The organism is Streptomyces sp. NPDC002537, from assembly GCF_053594975.1.
This window is the reverse complement of sequence record NZ_JBSFWT010000069.1, coordinates 23,409-39,545: the sequence shown is the minus strand read 5'-3', so window position 1 is coordinate 39,545 and position 16,137 is coordinate 23,409. Positions and strand designations below refer to the sequence as shown.

At 73.6% G+C, this 16,137-nt stretch carries 13 protein-coding genes; 7 read left to right on the top strand and 6 right to left on the bottom strand.

Annotated elements, in window-relative coordinates; all coding sequences use genetic code 11:
- Positions 1-200, bottom strand: a 200-nt coding sequence (locus ACWD4A_RS26390) for a glycerate kinase (protein ID WP_451197699.1), incomplete at its 3' end; no start/stop codon positions are given.
- Between the two features lie 126 nt (positions 201-326).
- Between ACWD4A_RS26390 and ACWD4A_RS26385 the strand changes: the two genes are divergently transcribed.
- Entirely contained in the window at positions 327-2,048 is a 1,722-nt protein-coding gene (locus tag ACWD4A_RS26385) for a BCCT family transporter (protein ID WP_451197697.1), read from the top strand.
- On the opposite strand, the gene ACWD4A_RS26380 is transcribed toward ACWD4A_RS26385, so the two are convergent.
- Complete coding sequence (locus ACWD4A_RS26380) at positions 2,045-3,646, bottom strand: hypothetical protein (protein ID WP_451197696.1); 1,602 nt, start codon at positions 3,644-3,646, stop codon at positions 2,045-2,047. The two genes, ACWD4A_RS26385 and ACWD4A_RS26380, sit on opposite strands and share 4 nt — an antisense overlap.
- Before the next feature lie 194 nt (positions 3,647-3,840).
- Positions 3,841-4,137, bottom strand: coding sequence for a hypothetical protein (locus ACWD4A_RS26375; protein ID WP_451197695.1), 297 nt, complete (start codon positions 4,135-4,137; stop codon positions 3,841-3,843).
- Positions 4,138-4,232: 95 nt separating this feature from the next.
- Between ACWD4A_RS26375 and ACWD4A_RS26370 the strand changes: the two genes are divergently transcribed.
- Positions 4,233-5,012 carry a TetR/AcrR family transcriptional regulator gene (locus ACWD4A_RS26370; RefSeq protein WP_451197693.1) on the top strand — a complete coding sequence of 260 codons (780 nt, stop codon included), beginning with the start codon at positions 4,233-4,235 and terminating at the stop codon, positions 5,010-5,012.
- An 18-nt stretch (positions 5,013-5,030) separates the two neighbouring features.
- Here ACWD4A_RS26370 and ACWD4A_RS26365 read toward each other — a convergent pair whose 3' ends face one another.
- Both ACWD4A_RS26365 and ACWD4A_RS26360 read right to left on the bottom strand, forming a co-directional pair.
- On the bottom strand, positions 5,031-7,940 hold the full coding sequence (locus ACWD4A_RS26365; RefSeq protein ID WP_451197692.1) for an FAD-binding and (Fe-S)-binding domain-containing protein: 2,910 nt from the start codon (positions 7,938-7,940) through the stop codon (positions 5,031-5,033).
- A 34-nt stretch (positions 7,941-7,974) separates the two neighbouring features.
- Positions 7,975-9,141 carry a pyridoxal-phosphate-dependent aminotransferase family protein gene (locus tag ACWD4A_RS26360; protein ID WP_451197691.1) on the bottom strand — a complete coding sequence of 389 codons (1,167 nt, stop codon included), beginning with the start codon at positions 9,139-9,141 and terminating at the stop codon, positions 7,975-7,977.
- 97 nt (positions 9,142-9,238) lie between these two features.
- Here ACWD4A_RS26360 and ACWD4A_RS26355 point away from each other — a divergent pair, with 97 nt between their 5' ends.
- A complete protein-coding gene (locus ACWD4A_RS26355; RefSeq protein ID WP_451197689.1) occupies positions 9,239-9,982 on the top strand; it encodes an IclR family transcriptional regulator in 744 nt (247 codons plus the stop codon).
- 230 nt (positions 9,983-10,212) lie between these two features.
- A complete protein-coding gene (locus tag ACWD4A_RS26350) occupies positions 10,213-11,985 on the top strand; it encodes an L-lactate permease (RefSeq protein WP_451197688.1) in 1,773 nt (590 codons plus the stop codon).
- Between the two features lie 223 nt (positions 11,986-12,208).
- Here ACWD4A_RS26350 and ACWD4A_RS26345 read toward each other — a convergent pair whose 3' ends face one another.
- The gene (locus ACWD4A_RS26345; protein WP_451197687.1) at positions 12,209-12,463 is read right to left on the bottom strand and encodes a hypothetical protein; all 255 of its coding nucleotides are present in this window, start codon (positions 12,461-12,463) and stop codon (positions 12,209-12,211) included.
- A gap of 1,943 nt (positions 12,464-14,406) precedes the next feature.
- On the opposite strand from ACWD4A_RS26345, the gene ACWD4A_RS26340 reads away from it, so the two are divergent.
- From ACWD4A_RS26340 to ACWD4A_RS26330, 3 genes are all read left to right on the top strand, one after another.
- On the top strand, positions 14,407-15,162 hold the full coding sequence (locus ACWD4A_RS26340; RefSeq protein WP_451197686.1) for an SIR2 family NAD-dependent protein deacylase: 756 nt from the start codon (positions 14,407-14,409) through the stop codon (positions 15,160-15,162).
- Positions 15,163-15,261: 99 nt separating this feature from the next.
- Positions 15,262-15,549: a hypothetical protein gene (locus ACWD4A_RS26335; RefSeq protein ID WP_451197685.1), complete on the top strand. Its 288-nt coding sequence runs from the start codon at positions 15,262-15,264 to the stop codon at positions 15,547-15,549.
- Positions 15,546-16,130 carry a hypothetical protein gene (locus tag ACWD4A_RS26330; protein ID WP_451197683.1) on the top strand — a complete coding sequence of 195 codons (585 nt, stop codon included), beginning with the start codon at positions 15,546-15,548 and terminating at the stop codon, positions 16,128-16,130. The genes ACWD4A_RS26335 and ACWD4A_RS26330 overlap by 4 nt, the downstream gene beginning before the upstream one ends.
- Positions 16,131-16,137 lie beyond the last annotated feature (7 nt).

Below are 16,137 nucleotides of genomic sequence, written 5' to 3'. Positions count from 1 at the left end.
GCGAAGCCGGCCGCCACGGCCGCGTCCACGGTGCCGTCCCCGCCGTCCGCGACGGGCAGCGCCGCGACGTCGAGGCCGGGCGCCGCGCGCCGCAGCCCGGCCGCCACGTGTTCGGCGACCTCGGCCGCCGTCAGCGAGCCCTTGAACTTGTCCGCGGCGATCAGCACCCGGCCGCCCCCGGCGGAGCTCGCGTCCGTCATGTCGCATCCCCTCGCTTCCGGGCGTCGCGCCGCAGCGACCCTACCCGGGCGAATGCGCGTTGCCCATGCCTCCGGACGGCGTGCCAGGACGCCCAATTCCGTGCATCCCGGCCATAGTGGGGCGGCATGAGCACCGACGCATACGAGTCGCCCGACCCCGCCCCCTCCTCCGGGCGGCCGGAGGACGGCTCCCCTGACCTGACGCTCGTCGCGATCGGCGGCGCCGCCGTCCTCGCGGTGGTCGCCTGGGCGGCGCTGGCCAAGCACTCCTTCGACCGCGTGTCGTCGGCCGCCCTGAACTGGGTGCTGTCGAACTTCGCCTGGCTGTTCGTCATCGCGGCCGATGTGTTCCTCGCCCTGTGCGTGGTCATCGCGTTCAGCCGGTTCGGCCGGATCCGGCTGGGCGGGGACGAGGACCGGCCGGAGTTCGGCAACCTCGCCTGGATCGCGATGATGTTCAGCGCGGGCATGGGCATCGGGCTGATGTTCTACGGGGTCGGGGAGCCGCTGCTGCACTTCGTCTCCCCGCCGCCGGGCAGCGGTGTCACCGCGAACTCGCCCGCCGCGGCCCGTACGGCGCTGGAGTACTCGTTCTTCCACTGGACCCTGCACCCCTGGGCGATCTACGGGATGGCGGGCCTCGCCCTCGCCTACGCGGGCTTCCGCAAGGGCCGCGGAAACCGGCTCAGTTCCGCGTTCGTCCCGCTGCTCGGCGAGGCGCGGGCGGCGGGCTGGCCGGGACGGGCCATCGACCTGCTCGCCGTCTTCGCGACCGTGTTCGGCACCGCGACCAGCCTCGGCCTCGGCGCCCTCCAGGTGTCCAAGGGCCTCAATCTCACCACCGGTGTCAGGGACTCCACCACCCTGGAACTCGTCATCATCGGGGCGCTGTCGGCGGCCTTCGTGCTGTCGGCGTTCTCCGGGCTGCACAAGGGTGTGAAGTGGCTCAGCACCCTCAACATCGCGCTGGCCGCGTGTCTGATGGTCTTCGTCTTCGTGCTCGGCCCGACGGTCTTCGTCCTCAACACGATCCCGGCGGCCACCGGCGGCTATCTGCACGACCTGCTGACCCTGGCGACGCGCACGGGCGCGTTCACGGACTCCGCGTGGCTGGGGGCGTGGACGATCTTCTACTGGGCGTGGTGGCTGTCGTGGGCGCCGTTCGTGGGCACGTTCATCGCCCGGATCTCGCGCGGCCGGACCATCCGGGAGTTCCTGATCGGGGTGCTGCTGGTGCCCAGCGGGGCGACGGTGGTGTGGTTCTGCGTGATGGGCGGGAGCGCACTGCGGATCGACATGACGGGCGCGGCCGACATGGCGGGGACGGTCAAACAGGGCGCGGAGGCCTCGCTGTTCGCGCTGCTGGACACCCTGCCGCTGGACACGCTCACGTCGTGGATCGCGATGGCGCTGGTGATGACGTACTTCATCACCAGCGCGGACTCCGCGTCCCTGGTCATGGGTTCGCTGTCCAGCCGGGGCGCGCTGCACCCGCGCACGTGGCTGGTGGTGATGTGGGGGGTGCTGATGGCCGCGGTCGCGGCGGTGCTGCTGGTGGCCGGCGGCCTCAAGTCGCTCCAGTCGGCGACGATCCTGGTCGCCCTGCCGTTCGTCCTGGTGATGCTGGCGCTGTGCTGGTCCCTGATGCGGGAGCTGCGCGAGGACCCGGGCGCGGGCCCGGCCCGCCATCACGCCCTGCACGGGCTGCGCGACGCCATGCGGACGATGATCGGCGAGGCGATCACGGAACAGGGTCCGGTACGGCACGCGCGGCTGCGGCGGGTCGCGGACAGCGTGCGCGACCGCGACGACCGGGACGACGGGGAGCAGGGCGGCGGGCGCGGCTAGTCCGGCTGCTCCGGCTGTTCCGGCTGCTCCGGCTGTTCCGGCTGCTCCGGCTGTTCCGGCTGCTCCGGCTGGAGGACGACCGGGTGGAGCTCCGGGCCGACGATGTGCGAGGGCGGTCGCGGGCCTGCCTTGTCGTGGAGGAAGTGGGCCGCGTACCAGAGGACCACGTCCTGGCCGTCCACGGACTCGCCGTTGACGAAGGCGTCGATGTCCGCCCGGGTGTCGAAGGGGCTCCCGTCGTCGATCTCCCCCGCCCGGTAGCGCAGTACCCACAGGTCGCCGGCTCCGTAGGCGTCCGCCGTGCCGTCGTGGGCGCCCGGGACGAGGGAGTATCCCTGCCCGGTGGCCGGGTTGACGACGCGCCACTGGCGGTGCCGGGCGGCATCACGGGGCCGCCGGGTCTCCCGGCGGATCGTCGTCCATCCGCTGCCGTCGTCGAACTCGTCGACCCGATTGGGGGAGGCGGTCCCGATGTCCAGGTCCAGCCGCCAGTAGGCGTGGTGCGTGTGGGCGAGGCAGGTGCACGGGTTGGTGACGGCGGCGAAGCCGAAGCCGGGCCGGATCGCCCCGTCGTCGCCGAGCCGCCACTCGGTGACGTACCGGTACCAGCCGGCCGCGAGTTCGCTGACGATGCGGAGGGCGGAGCCGTCGTGGAAGAAGGCGACGCCGCGGAAGTTGCCCCGGTCGGTGCCCGTGTCGAGGATCGTGCGCGGCGCCGAGGTGCAGAGGCGGTAGCCGGGGCCGGCCGGGTCGGATCCGGTGGCTTCGAAGCAGACCTCCTCGTTCGCCCAGTCGCGGTAGGGGCCGCACCGGTCGCCCGCGTACTTCACGTTGAGGATCGGCACATGGCCCTGGTGGAGGACGCGGCCGCCCTGGTGGTCGACGTACCGCAGCTCCACGCCCGAGCCGTTGACCCCGGACGAGGTCCGCGGCCGGTTGACCACCAGGTTCCACAGCTCGGTGGTCCCGCGCAGGACGCGGACCCGGACGGCGTGGGGGCCGCCCGACGGGTCGGGGCAGTTGTCGGAGGCCGGGGTGGTCACGCAGTCCATGGCCGAGGGGGCGGGCACGCCCTCGGGGGCGGTGATCACCACGCCGTCCCGCATGCGGACGCCGACGATGCGGTGTTTGACGATGCCCTCGGGATCGCGGAGGCCCACGGTGACCACGCGGTCGACGGTGCCGTCGGGGTTGGTGACATCGGCGAGCGGGGGCATCGGCCGGTACGCGGTGACGTGGCCGGAGGCGAGGACGGGCCCGAACGTACCGTGGCCGCGCAGCGTTTCGACGGCCCGCGCGAACTCCTCGGTGCCGGGCACGGGCCGGAACCGCACGAAGCGCGCCCGCGCGCCCGACAGGTCGTCGAGCCGGCCGGTGACCTCCAGGGAGCGGTAGGCGTCCGGGTCGTGGACCAGGGCCCGGAACGGGGAGCCGGGGGACGGATCCTTCTCCAGGACCTGGAAGTCGGCGACGTCCAGCCGGGGGCCGGTGAGGTGCTCGCGGACGGCCGACAGGCCGGTGAGGTCCCCGGCGAGGGACGCCGCCGCCCCCCGCCCGCCGTGGAAGGGTTCGATCTCGACGGTGACCGGATCTGGCATGGCGCCCCCTTCGGGCTGGGACCACGGGAGTCGTGAGCCCAGGGTGCACGGGAGCCGGACGAGCGGGACATCCACCACACGAGGGGCGCGGTGGGTGCGTAAGGGGCGCATCACGGCACGGCCCCCCGGGTGATCGGCCTTTCGCGCAGGGGCAATTGACCTGTGCGCCCCGAGGGCCCCGACCCCGCGCCCCGCTAGGGGGCCGGGCGGCCGTCGCCCTCCCCCGCCCGCCCCGTGCGGAGCACCTTCTGATGGGCGGAGTCCAGCGCGGCGATGACGGCGAAGGTGACGGCCATGACCGCCACGGCGCCGACGTAACACCAGGGGCTGGGGAGATAGTTGACCGCGATCATGGGGCTGGGCTCCTTGCCGGTGAACAGCCGGAAGAAGAGGGCCGCGAGCCCTTCCCAGAATCCCGCTATGAGCACCAGGAGCATTCCGAGCCGGTACCACGCCTCGTCCACGGTCGCCTCCAAGGGTTGTTTCCGCACACCGGATTTCGATACGAACGTATCAGAGGAGTGGGGCGGAATAGTGCCTCAATATCCCTTTTCCTCACACATTTTGGCCGCGCTACGCTACGGGCATGCGTGACGAAAAGAAGGCGGCGGGCTGCCGCGTCTGCGGCGTGCGGCTGCCCGTGGCGTCCCGGGGCCGTCCGCCCGCGTACTGCTCGCGCAGCTGCCAGGCCAGGGCCTACCGGCAGCGGCGGAGGCCACCGGTACCGGAGGCGGCCGTTCCCGCGGTGCAGGACGCGGTGCGGGGCGCGGCGCGGGACGCGGAGTCGCCGCGGCGGCGGGAGATCGCCGGGGCCGTCTGGCGGATCGCGGCGGAGCGCGGGCTCCACGAGGCGAGCATGCGGGAGGTCGCCGCCGAGGCGGGGGTGTCGCCGCGCGTCGTGCAGTACCACTTCGGCAACAAGCACGAACTCCTCGTCGGCGCGCTCCGGATGCTGCACGAGGAGAACGACCGCCGCGCCCGTACCCGCATGGAGGCACTGCGCCTGCCGGACGGCTCCCGTGAGCTGCTGCGGGCGATCCTGGACGAGCTCCTGCCGCTGGACGGGCAACGTCGCGCGGCCTTACGGGTGTTCGCCGCCTACTACGCGCGCAGCCTCACCGATCCGGTGCTGGCCGCGGTCTTCCTGCACGACGAGCAGCCCCTCGAACAGCTCGTCGCCGCGATCCTCCGGCAGGCTCGGCGCGACGGTGCCGTCGCGCCCGGCGTCGATCCGGCGCGGGAGGCGGATCTGCTGGTGTCCGGGGTGACGAGCCTGGGCATGGACGTCGTGCACGGCCGCCGCGCGGTCGCGGACGTACGGCGGGTGGTGGACTACCACTTGGACCGGATCTTCGGGGTGCGCTGACGTGTGCCCGGCCTCCGGTCACAGCGCCTCGCGCACGAGCCGGACCGGATGCCAGGCCGTGCGCCCGGTGCCGTGGAGGATCTGCTGGCGGCAGGAGGTGCCGGTGGCGACGATCACGGTGTCCCCGGGTTCGGCGCCGACCGCCGGGAAGAGCCGGTCCTCCCCCACGGTCATGGACAGCGCGTAGTGCTCGGACTCGTAGCCGAAGGACCCGGCCATGCCGCAGCAGCCCGCGTCCGCCTCGACGACCTCGGCGCCGGGGACGGCCTTGAGCAGGTCGACGGTCGCCCGGGTGCCGACCTCCGCCTTCTGGTGGCAGTGGCCGTGGTACAGCAGGCGCCGTCCGGCGGGCCAGGAGTCCTCGCGCAGCCGGAGCCGGCCGTCGGCGACCGCGTCGAGGAGCAGCTCCTCGACCTGGCGGACCCGGCCCGCGATGTCCTCGATGACCGGGTCGCCGGGGTGCAGGGAGCGGTGTTCGTCGCGCAGTGTCATCAGGCACGACGGTTCACAGCCGACGACGGGCGAGCCGGGGTCGGACGTGGCCGCGATGCGGTGGGCGAGCGCGCGGGCCCGCGCCTTGGCGTCGTCCAGCAGGCCTTTGGAGAGGGCGGCCCGGCCGCAGCAGCCGCCGCTCTCCAGCCGGACCTCCCAGCCGCAGTGCTCCAGCAGCTCGATGGCGGCGCGGCCGATGTCCGGCTCGGTGTAGGTGGTGAACGAGTCGGCGAGAAAGGTGAGTTGGCCCTGGGGTGCCGGGCGCACCGCGGTGTCCCGCCCCCGGAACCAGCGCACCAGGTCGCGGCGGGCGAAGGCGGGCAGCGGGCGGTGCGGGGTGATGCCCAGCGTCCGGTCCAGCAGGGCGCGCAGCGGGCGGATGCGGCCGGGGAGGTTGGACAGGGGCGCGGCGGCCGAGCCCAGGCGGTTGAGGGTGCGCGCGGCGGCGAAGAGCCGGGACCTGGCGGGGACCCCGTGCAGGTCGTGGTGGTGGGCCAGGGTCTCGGCCTTGAGTGCGGCCATGTCGACCCCGAGGGGGCATTCGCTCTTGCACGCCTTGCACATCAGGCACAGGTCGAGGATCCCGTGGAGGCGCTCGTCGCCCAGGGCGTGCCGGGGGTCCGGCTCGGAGAGCGCCTTGACCAGGGCGCCGGCCCGGCCGCGTGTGGAGTCCTCTTCCTCACGGGTGGCCATGTAGGAGGGGCACATGGTGCCGCTGCCGCTCTTGCGGCAGGCGCCGATGTTCATGCAGCGGTCGGCGGCGCCCCGCATGCCGCCGACGGCCTCGAAGGAGAGCCGGGTGCGCAGCGGCACGGCGGGGGCGAGGGCGGCGTCGCGCAGGTGGTCGGTCATGGCCGGGGCGTCCACGATCTTGCCGGGGTTGAGCCGGCCGCCGGGGTCGAAGAGCCGCTTCACCTCGCGCATGGCCTCGTACAGCCGGGGGCCGAAGAGCTCGCGGTTGAACTCGCTGCGGGCCAGTCCGTCGCCGTGTTCGCTGGAGTTGACGCCCCCGTACTCGGTGACGAGGTCCTTGACCTCTTCGGCGACGGCCCGCATGGTGCGGATCTGCGCGGGGTCGGCGAGGTCGACGAAGGGCCGGATGTGCAGACAGCCGACGGAGCAGTGGCCGTAGAAGCCGGCGGTGAGTCCGTGGCGGTCCAGGATGCCGCGGAAGCGGCGGGTGTAGTCGGCGAGGTGGGCGGGGGGCACGGCGGTGTCCTCGACGAAGGCCAGCGGCCGCCGGGTGCCCTCGCCCGCGGCCATCAGCAGCCCGAGCCCCGCCTTGCGGACCTTCAGCAGTGCCGCCTGCCGTTCGGGGGTCAGCGCGTGCAGGGTGTGGTAGCCGTGGCCGTGGCGGGCCCACAGCGCGGTGAGTTCGCCGAGCCGGTCGCGCAGTCCGCTCTCTTCGTCGCCGGTGAAGCCGACGAAGAGCAGGGCGCCCGGGTCGCCTTCGAGGAGGGTGCCCAGCGAGGCGTACTCGATCTTCCCCCGGGACAGGTCCAGGATCGTCCGGTCCAGCAGTTCGACCGTGGCGGGGTCGCAGGACAGGGCGTCCCCGGTGGCCTCGACGGCGGCGGCCACGGAGGTGAAGTGCCCGACGGCGATGGCGGTCCGGGCGGGTGCGGGCACGAGGGCGACCTCGGCCCGGGTGGTGACGGCGAGGGTGCCCTCGGAGCCGACGACGAACTTCGCGAGGTCGAACGGGGCGTCACCGGCGAGCCGGTCCAGCCGGTAGCCGCCCGCGCGCCGCCAGAAGGCGGGGAAGTCGTGGGCGATGGCGGACGAGTGGGCGGCGAGGATGCGCGGCAGCTCGCGGTGGATGCGGCCTTCGAGGGTGGGCAGGGCGGCGCGGCGTACGCGTTCGGCCTCCGTGACGGGGGCGAAGCGGGCGGCGGTCGCGTCGGAGAGGACGACGTCCAGCGCGCGGACGTGGTCGATGGTCATGCCGTGGCGGAGGGAGCCGCTGCCCGCGGAGTTGTTGCCGACCATGCCGCCGATGGTGGCCCGGTCGCTGGTGGAGGTGTCGGGGCCGAACATCAGCCCGTGGGCGGCGGCGGCCCGGTTGAGCTGGTCCTGGACGACGCCGGGTTCCACCACGGCGGTACGGGCCGCGGGGTCGAGTTCGACGATGCGGTGCATATGGCGGGAGAGGTCCAGGACGAGGCCGGGGCCGACGGTCTGGCCGGCGAGGCTGGTGCCCGCGCCGCGCGGCACCACGGGCACGCCGTACTCGGCGGCCGCGGCCACCGCCGCCCGGACGTCCTCGGCGTGGCGCGGGAAGGCCGCGCCGAGCGGGGTGACGGCGTACATGCTGGCGTCCCGGGAGTACAGGTGCCGGGTGTAGTCGTCGAAGCGGGCCTCGCCGTCGAGGTCGTGCCGGAGCCGGCGGGCGAGTCCGTCGGCGGGGGTGCCGCGGCGGGCCGGGGGTGTCCGCACGGGCGTCTCCTTTCAAGGGGGCGCGGAGCAGGTCTCAGGGGGCGCGGAGCAGGTCCAGGGCATTGCCGAGCCCGCCCGGGTCGATGGGAACTCCGGCCAGTTGCAGGCCCATCTGGACCCCGGCGAGGGTGCCCGCGAGTGTCAGGTCGCCGAGGTGCCCGAGGTGTCCGATGCGCAGGACGCGGCCGGTGAGCCTGCCCAGGCCCGCGCCCAGGGACATCCCGAACCGCTCCAGGACGATCGCGCGCACCCGGTCGGCGTCGTGTCCGTCGGGCAGGACGACGGCGGTGAGCGTGCCGGAGTGTTCGCGCTCGTCGGCGCACAGCACGTCGAGTCCCCAGCCGCGTACGGCCGCCCGGGTGGCGGCGCCGTGGCGGGTGTGCCGGGCGAAGACCTGCGGCAGGCCCTCGGCGTGGAGCATGCGCAGCGATTCCTCCAGCCCGTAGAGGAGGTTGGTGGCCGGAGTGCTGGGGAAGTAGCCGTTCCGGTTGGCCTCGACGACCGGGTTCCAGTCCCAGAAGGACTTCGGCAGGCGGGCGGTGCGCGCGGCGGCGAGGGCCTTGCGGCTGACGGCGTTGAAGCCCAGTCCGGGCGGCAGCATCAGCCCCTTCTGCGACCCGGCCACCGTGACGTCGACGCCCCACGCGTCGTGCCGGTAGTCGATCGAGGCGAGCGAGGAGACGGCGTCGACGAGCAGGAGCGCCGGGTGGCCCGCGGCGTCCATCGCCTGCCGGATCGCGGGGACGCGGCTGGTCACTCCGGTGGAGGTCTCGTTGTGCACGACGCACACCGCCTTGATCGACTGCCCGGTGTCGGCGTCGAGTTCACGGCGTACGGCCCGCGGGTCGGCGCCGTGCCGCCAGTCGCCGGGCAGGAAGGTGACGTCGAGGCCGAGCGACCGGGCCATCTCCTGCCAGAGCGTGGCGAAGTGGCCCGTCTCGCAGAAGAGCACCCGGTCGCCGGGGCTCAGGGTGTTGACCAGGGCGGCCTCCCAGGCGCCGGTGCCGGAGGCGGGGTGGATCACGACGGGTCCGCCGGTGCCGAACACCGGCTTGAGGGCGTCGAGCAGGCGCAGGGTGAGGGCCGCGAACCGCGGGCCCCGGTGGTCGATCGTCGGCGCCGCCATGGCGCGCAGCACCTGGTCGGGGACGTTGGTGGGGCCGGGGATCTGGAGGAAGTGGTGTCCGACGCGGGAAGCCATGACCATCAACTCCCCGGGTATTGTGCCGTGTTACGGCACGCCGTACCGTGATGAGGCATGCCGGAGCTTAGGCTCGGGCCGCGAAGGGAGTCAATGGATGCGGAACGTCCACAACGCGCTCCGGGTGCTGGAGGAGGTCGCCGCGCGCCAGCCGATCGGTGTCGCGGAGCTGGCCAGGGTCCTGGGCCTGCCCAAGAGTTCGGTGCAGCGCACGCTGGTGACCCTGCACACTGCCGGCTGGATCCGCCCCACCGGCGAGACCGTCACCCGCTGGGCGGTCACGACCAAGGCGCTGTCCGTGGGCCGGAGCGCCACGGGCGAGCTGGGGCTGCGGGACGTCGCGCTGCCGGTGCTGGAGGAGCTGCGCCGGCGCACCGACGAGACGGTGCACCTGACGGTTCCGGAGGGCGGCAAGGTCGTACTGATCGAACGACTGGAGACGTCCCAACCAGTGCGCATCGTCCTGCCGTTGGGGCAGAACCTGCCCCTGCACGCCTCCTCGAACGGCAAGGCCCTGCTCGCCGCGAGCCCGCCGGAGACCGTCGAGCGCTACCTGTCGGAGGGCCTGCCGCGGTACACGGACAGCACGATCACCGATCCGGAGCGACTGCGGGCGGAGCTGACCGTCGTCCGGGCACGGGGCTACGCGACGAACGGCGGGGAGTGGCGCGCGGACGTCTCGGCGGTCGCGGCGGCGGTCGTCGCCGGGTCCGGGCCGCCGGTGGCCGGGATCAGCGTCAACGTCCCCACGAGCCGTATGACCGACGCCTCGCGGGCGGCGTTCGGCGCCCTGGTCGCGGAGGCGGCGAAGTCGCTGGGCGCGGCACTGACCGACCGGTGAACGACGGGGCGCGGGGCACGCCCATGGCGGGGTGCGGGTGCCGGACTCCTTGACGCCGGGACACCTCACCCCCATGCTTCCGACTAACAAAATCACGCTTCCGGATGACGGAACTCCCAGGCGGCTCAGGCCACTTCGGCCGTCCGCCCGCGGCCGGACGGAACCCTCTTGCCACCGGTGCCGCGGCGGACCGGAAGGTTCCGCGCGGACCGGAGAAAGCGAGAGCTTCCGTGTTCCGACAAGTCACCGATCCCCTGGGGCACCCCGCCCTCACCGCGCTGCTCGCCGCCCTGCCCCTGCTGGTGCTCCTGACCCTGCTCGGCGTCCTGCGGATCCCTTCGCACCGCGCCGCGCTCGGCGGCCTCGCCACGGCGGCGCTGATCGCCGCCACCGTCTACGGCATGCCGCTGTCCGAGGTCGCCGACGGGGCGGCCGAAGGGGCGGCCTTCGGCCTGTTCCCCATCGTCTGGATCGTGCTCAACGCCGTCTGGATCAGCCGGCTCCAGCGCGTCGGCGGCCACTTCGACATCGTCGGCAGGACCTTCTCCTCGCTGTCCGGCGACCTCCGCGTCCAAGCGGTCCTGATCGCCTACTGCTTCGGCGCCATGGTGGAATCCCTGTCCGGATTCGGCACGCCGATCGCGATCACCTCGCTGCTGCTGCTCGCCCTCGGCCTGGAGCCGCTCAAGGCCGCGACGGTCGCCACGTTCGCCAACACCGCGCCCGCCGCCTTCGGTTCGGTCGGCAACCCCGTCCAGGCGCTGGCCAAGGTCACCGCGTTCCCCGCGCACGACCTCGGGGCCATGGTCGGCCGGCAGTCCGCCGTCGTCGCGGCGCTCGTGCCCTTCGTCCTGCTGCTCATGCTCGACGGCCGCCGGGGCCTGGCGGAGGCGTGGCCCGCCGCACTGACCGCCGGCGCGGGCTTCGGGGCCGGGCAGTTCCTGTGCTCCAACTACTTCGCCTACCAGCTCACCGACATCTTCGCGGCCCTGGTCTCGACGGCCTCGCTGGTCGTCCTGCTGCGCGTGTGGACACCGCGGTGCCGTACCGGCTCCGTCGCGGAGGCCGACCCGCCGGTCGGGGCGGCGGCGCACGGGCCCGTCACCGCAGGAACGGCCGACTCGCCGACGGGTGGGGGTGTTACGGGTGGGGCCGTTACGGATGCGGCCGTTACGAGTGGGACCGCCGTGGCGAGCGGCGCCGCGACAGTGCGCCCCCGGCGTCGACCGCCTGCCCGCAGCACGCTCCCCGACCGGGGACCGGAGATCGTCCGGGCCTTCTCCCCCTACGCGCTCCTCATCGCGCTGTTCGCGCTGGCCTCCTGCCAGGGTCCGGTGCGGCGCTTCGTCAAGTCCCAGGACATCGGCTTCTCCTGGCCCGGTCTCCGCGTCCTCGGGGCCGACGGCCACCCCGCGGCCGTCACCACCTTCGACCTCGGCTGGCTCGGGGCCTCGGGCACCCTGCTGCTGATCGCCGGCGTGCTCACCGCGCGCGTCCTGCGCGTACCCGCCCGGCAGGCCGTGCGCTGCTACGCGGAGACCCTGCGCCAGTTGCGCCGGCCCGCGCTCACCATCGCCTGTGTCCTCGCCCTCTCCTACGTCATGAACCTCTCGGGGATGGCCGTCTCCCTCGGCACCTGGCTCGCCGGGCTGGGCAGCGCGTTCGCGCTGCTCTCCGGCTTCCTCGGCTGGTTCGGCGTGGCCCTGACCGGTTCGGACACCTCCTCCAACGCGCTGTTCGGCGCCATGCAGGTCTCCGCCGCCCGGCAGGCGGGGCTCTCCCCGCTGCTCATGGCCGCCGCCAACAGCACGGGCGGCGTACAGGGCAAGGCCGCCGCCATGCAGAACCTGGTCATCGCCGCCGGCGCGCTGGGCATCTCGGGCCGCGAGGGCGAGATCCTGCGCAGGGTCATCGGCTGGAGCCTGGGCGTACTCGCCGTACTGTGCCTGCTCGTCTGGCTGCAGTCCACCCCGGTCCTGGGCTGGATGGTCCCCGGCGACTGAGGCACCCACAACACGGCTCCGCCGCGTTGTCCTCAATCGCCGGACGGGCTGAAATTCGCGGACTGCGGCAGCGAACCTGCGGGCCGGGCCCGCAGGTTGCGGACCACGCCAGCAAAAACCAGCCCGTCCGGCGTTTGAGGACGCGGCCGCAGGCCGCCCCCGCCGCAGGCGGCAGACGGCCCGCACCCGGAGGTCGGCCCTCGCCCAGCGGCGAGCGCACGCGTCAAGACGGCTGGCAGACCCCGAAGACGCGAAGGGTCACCGACGAGGGGCTGACGCTGTTCACCCCCACCAAGTACTGGTTCTCCCCGAGCCCGGGATACTCGGCGTACCTCTCGACCGCCCCCGACCAGTTCCCGACCTGCTCGAACCCGCCACCGACGATCCGCGTGCCCATGGGGCACACCGGACTCTTCAGTACCTGTTCGCGCGCCAACGGCGCGACGGTGAAGTCCTGTTGGACGATCTGCGGCGACATCGCGGCGGGCCCCGGGGGGCCGGGAGGGCCCGCGGGACCCGTGTCGCCCTTCGGGCCGGGCGGGCCCGCGGGGCCGGTGGCACCGGTGTCCCCCTTGTTGCCCTTCGGGCCCAAGGGGCCGGTGGGTCCCGGAGGGCCGACCGCCCCGACCGGGCCCACAGGGCCTTCGGGACCGGAGGGACCTTCAGGGCCGGTGGGACCGGCCGGGCCCTCGGGGCCGGTGGGACCCGCGGGGCCGGCGCCACCCGGAGAACCCGCGGGACCCGGGGCGCCCCTGTCACCCTTCGGACCGGCGGGCCCGGCGGATCCTGCGGGACCTTCGGGGCCCGCAGGTCCGGCAGGCCCCGCGGGCCCGGGTCTGCCGGTCGCACCGGCGGGACCGGCCGGACCGGCGGAACCGGCGGGGCCCACCGGCCCTTCGGGGCCGGTGTCGCCCGGGTCACCCTTGTCACCCTTCGGACCGATGGGGCCGATGGGACCGCCGGGGTCACCTCTGTCGCCCTTGTCGCCTCTGTCGCCCTTCGGACCGGCAGGCCCTGCGGGTCCGGTCTGCCCGATGGGCCCCGCGGGTCCCACGGCCCCCGTCTGCCCCCTGTCTCCCCTGTCGCCCTTGGGCCCTGCCGTCCCCTTGGGACCGATGGCACCCGCGGGGCCGACGGGTCCCGCTACACCGGGGTTGCCCTTGGGGCCGACCGGACCGGTGGGGCCCTGAGGACCACCAGGGCCTTGCGGACCGATGGGGCCGACAGGCCCTGCGGGCCCGACATCACCTTGCGTACCTGCGGGCCCTGCGACCCCATCCACACCGGGGTCACCCTTCGGCCCGGCGGGCCCGACCGGACCCACTGAACCGGTGGGCCCCGCAGGCCCGTTCGCACCCGGGGCACCCTTCGGCCCTGGTGGCCCCACATGGCCGGGATCGCCCTTCGGCCCCACCTGCCCCGCAGGGCCCACACGGCCGGTGTCACCTTTGGGTCCCTCCGGTCCGATCGGACCGACTGGACCGGCTGAGCCGTCCGCCCCCGCCGGGCCGACGCGGCCGGGGTCGCCCTTGGGCCCCTTCGGGCCCTGCGGCCCGATCGGCCCCCGGTCCCCTTTCGGCCCCTTCGCCCCTCCGTGGGTGTCGTGATGGTGCCCGCTGTCGTGGTGCCCCCCTTCGCCCCTGCACATGGGCACCGTGCCGAAGGCCCGTACGTAACGCGCGCTCATCCAGCCGCCACTGGCGACCCGGTACCAGTACGGGTCCCCCTGGACGCGTTCCCCGTCGGACTTGCAGTCGATGTGGACGCGTTCCCCGGGGCCGTATGTGCCGACGATCTCGGAGCCGGTCGTCGGCCTCTTCCGTACGTGCTGCCCGATCCTGGAGGTCACCTCGCCGGAGACCCCGTCGTACCGACCCCGCGCGGCCGCGGAGAGCGCCCCGCCCGCGGACGCGCAGAGCGCGAAGACCACGCCCAAGGTGACGGCTCCGTGCTGCGTCACCAAGGATCCGGCCTGCCTCCCGAAAAGCGACATGTCACTCCTTTCACTCGCAGGAACCTGGAGTGGCACAGGAACACAGCCGCTGGCACGCATCGGCAAGACAAGCCCGGTACTTGGCCCGGATGCGGGGACTGCATCACCCGCACGAGTGAGTCGCGGAACGATAAAACGACCCCAGGCGGATGAAGGGAGAGAAGTCGACAAACCCAGAACACGGCCGATGCACTTCACCTACCTCGCATTACGGCTGAAATATCGACACGTCTACAGATCGGTGAACATCCGGTGTCGCAAAGACCGGACCCGCCATCCGCCGGAAACCGCCACGCCCCGCGGGGCCGAGGGCCGGACGGCGGTGGAGCGGCTCGCCGACGAGCCGGCCGCGGGCCCCTGGCGGGCGATCGGCGCGCACGGCGGGAAATGCCGTCGCCGGACCGGGGCCGGCTGCGTACCCTCACGCCATGAGCGGCAGCGGCATGGGGCGGGACCGGAAACGGCCCCTGGTAGTGATCATGAGCGGGGCGGGGATCTCCACGGACTCGGGCATCCCCGACTACCGCGGCCCCAACGGGCTGTGGCGGCGCGACCCGGAGGCGGAGAAGCTCGTCACCTACGAGTACTACATGTCCGACCCCGAGATCCGGAAGCGCGCCTGGCGGATGCGGCACGACGGCCCCTCGCTGCGGGCGCGGCCGAACGCGGCGCACGAGGCCGTGGTGCGCCTGGAGCGGTCCGGCACACCGGTGCGGGTGATCACGCAGAACGTGGACGGGCTGCACCAGTTGGCGGGGATGCCCGATCGCAAGGTGCTCGAACTGCACGGGTCCGCGCGGTCGGTGCAGTGCACGCGCTGCAAGGCGCGGTCGGGCATGGCCGAGGCGCTGGAACGGGTCGACGGGGGTGATCCGGATCCGGCGTGCGAGGCGTGCGGCGGCATCCTCAAGTCGGCGACGGTGATGTTCGGCGAGGGTCTCGATCCGGCGGTGCTGGGCGAGGCGGTGGCGCTGACCAAGGCGTGCGAGCTGTTCATCGCGGTGGGGACGAGCCTCCAGGTACACCCCGCCGCCGCGCTCGCGGGGCTCGCCGCCGACCACGGCGCCCGGCTGATCATCGTCAACGCGGAGCCGACGCCGTACGACGACCGGGCGGACGAGCTGGTGCGCGAGCCGATCGGGACCGCGCTGCCCGCTCTGCTGGAACGGATCGCGGCACTCTGAACCAGCCGCCGCCCCCTGAATCGACCGCCCCCGAATCACCCCCGAACAACCGTCAAGGAGAGGTTGACAAACGATCGACGTCAAGGAAATCTTGACGCCATGATCGCCACAGAACAGCAGACCGTCGACCGCGGAACCGCCCTCCGCGCCGCGGGCTTCGGCATGCTCCCCCTCTCGATCTCCTTGATCTTCATGGCGACGCGGCTGTCGGACGGCTCCGGCGTCGCCGCGTACCTCGCCCTGGGCAGCGCCGTCTTCGTCCTCCTCGTCGCCATCGCCCTGTTCACCGGAGCGGCGCGGTCCGGCAGGGCCGAGGCCACGCGGCGCGAGCTCGACCGCGGGACGCTGGACGCGCTGGAGCCGCTGCGTACGGCCGACGGCCGGTGAGCGGCGAGGAGTTGATCGGCCCGGAGGAGGCCGCGGGCATCCGCGAGGGGATCGCGGGCGCCGTGCTCGGCACGCCGGACGGACTGGCCGAATCGCTGGAGCACGACCCCGCGGGCTATCTCCGCCTGGTGGCCGCCAGCCGCGTCGGCGCCGAGGAGACCAGCCGGCTGCTGCGCGAAGCGGTGCAGGGCGCGCGGGCCGCGGGCCACAGCTGGGACACCGTCGGACGCGTCCTGGGCGTCAGCCGCCAGGCGGCGCAGCAGCGTTTCGCCGCCAAGGGCCCGGCCGCCCCGGGCACTTCGCCGGGTGAGCCGGGCGCCCCCGAGCGGCGGGTGCTGACCCCCCTGACCGCCTTCGACGAGATGCCCGCGCTCGCGGAGGCGGGCCTGGAGGGCTGGCACGTCGTCGACTACGGCCCCTTCTTCCATGTGGTGGAGGCCTCGGACCGGCCGTGGGAGCACCGCCGCGTCCCGTTCGCCGTGGGCAACCGACGCCGCCGGATGGAGGCGGAGGGCTGGACCCAGGTGGGGCCGGGCTCGTTCCCCTGGGCGTACTACAAGCGGCCGTTGCGGCAGGGCTGACGCTCGA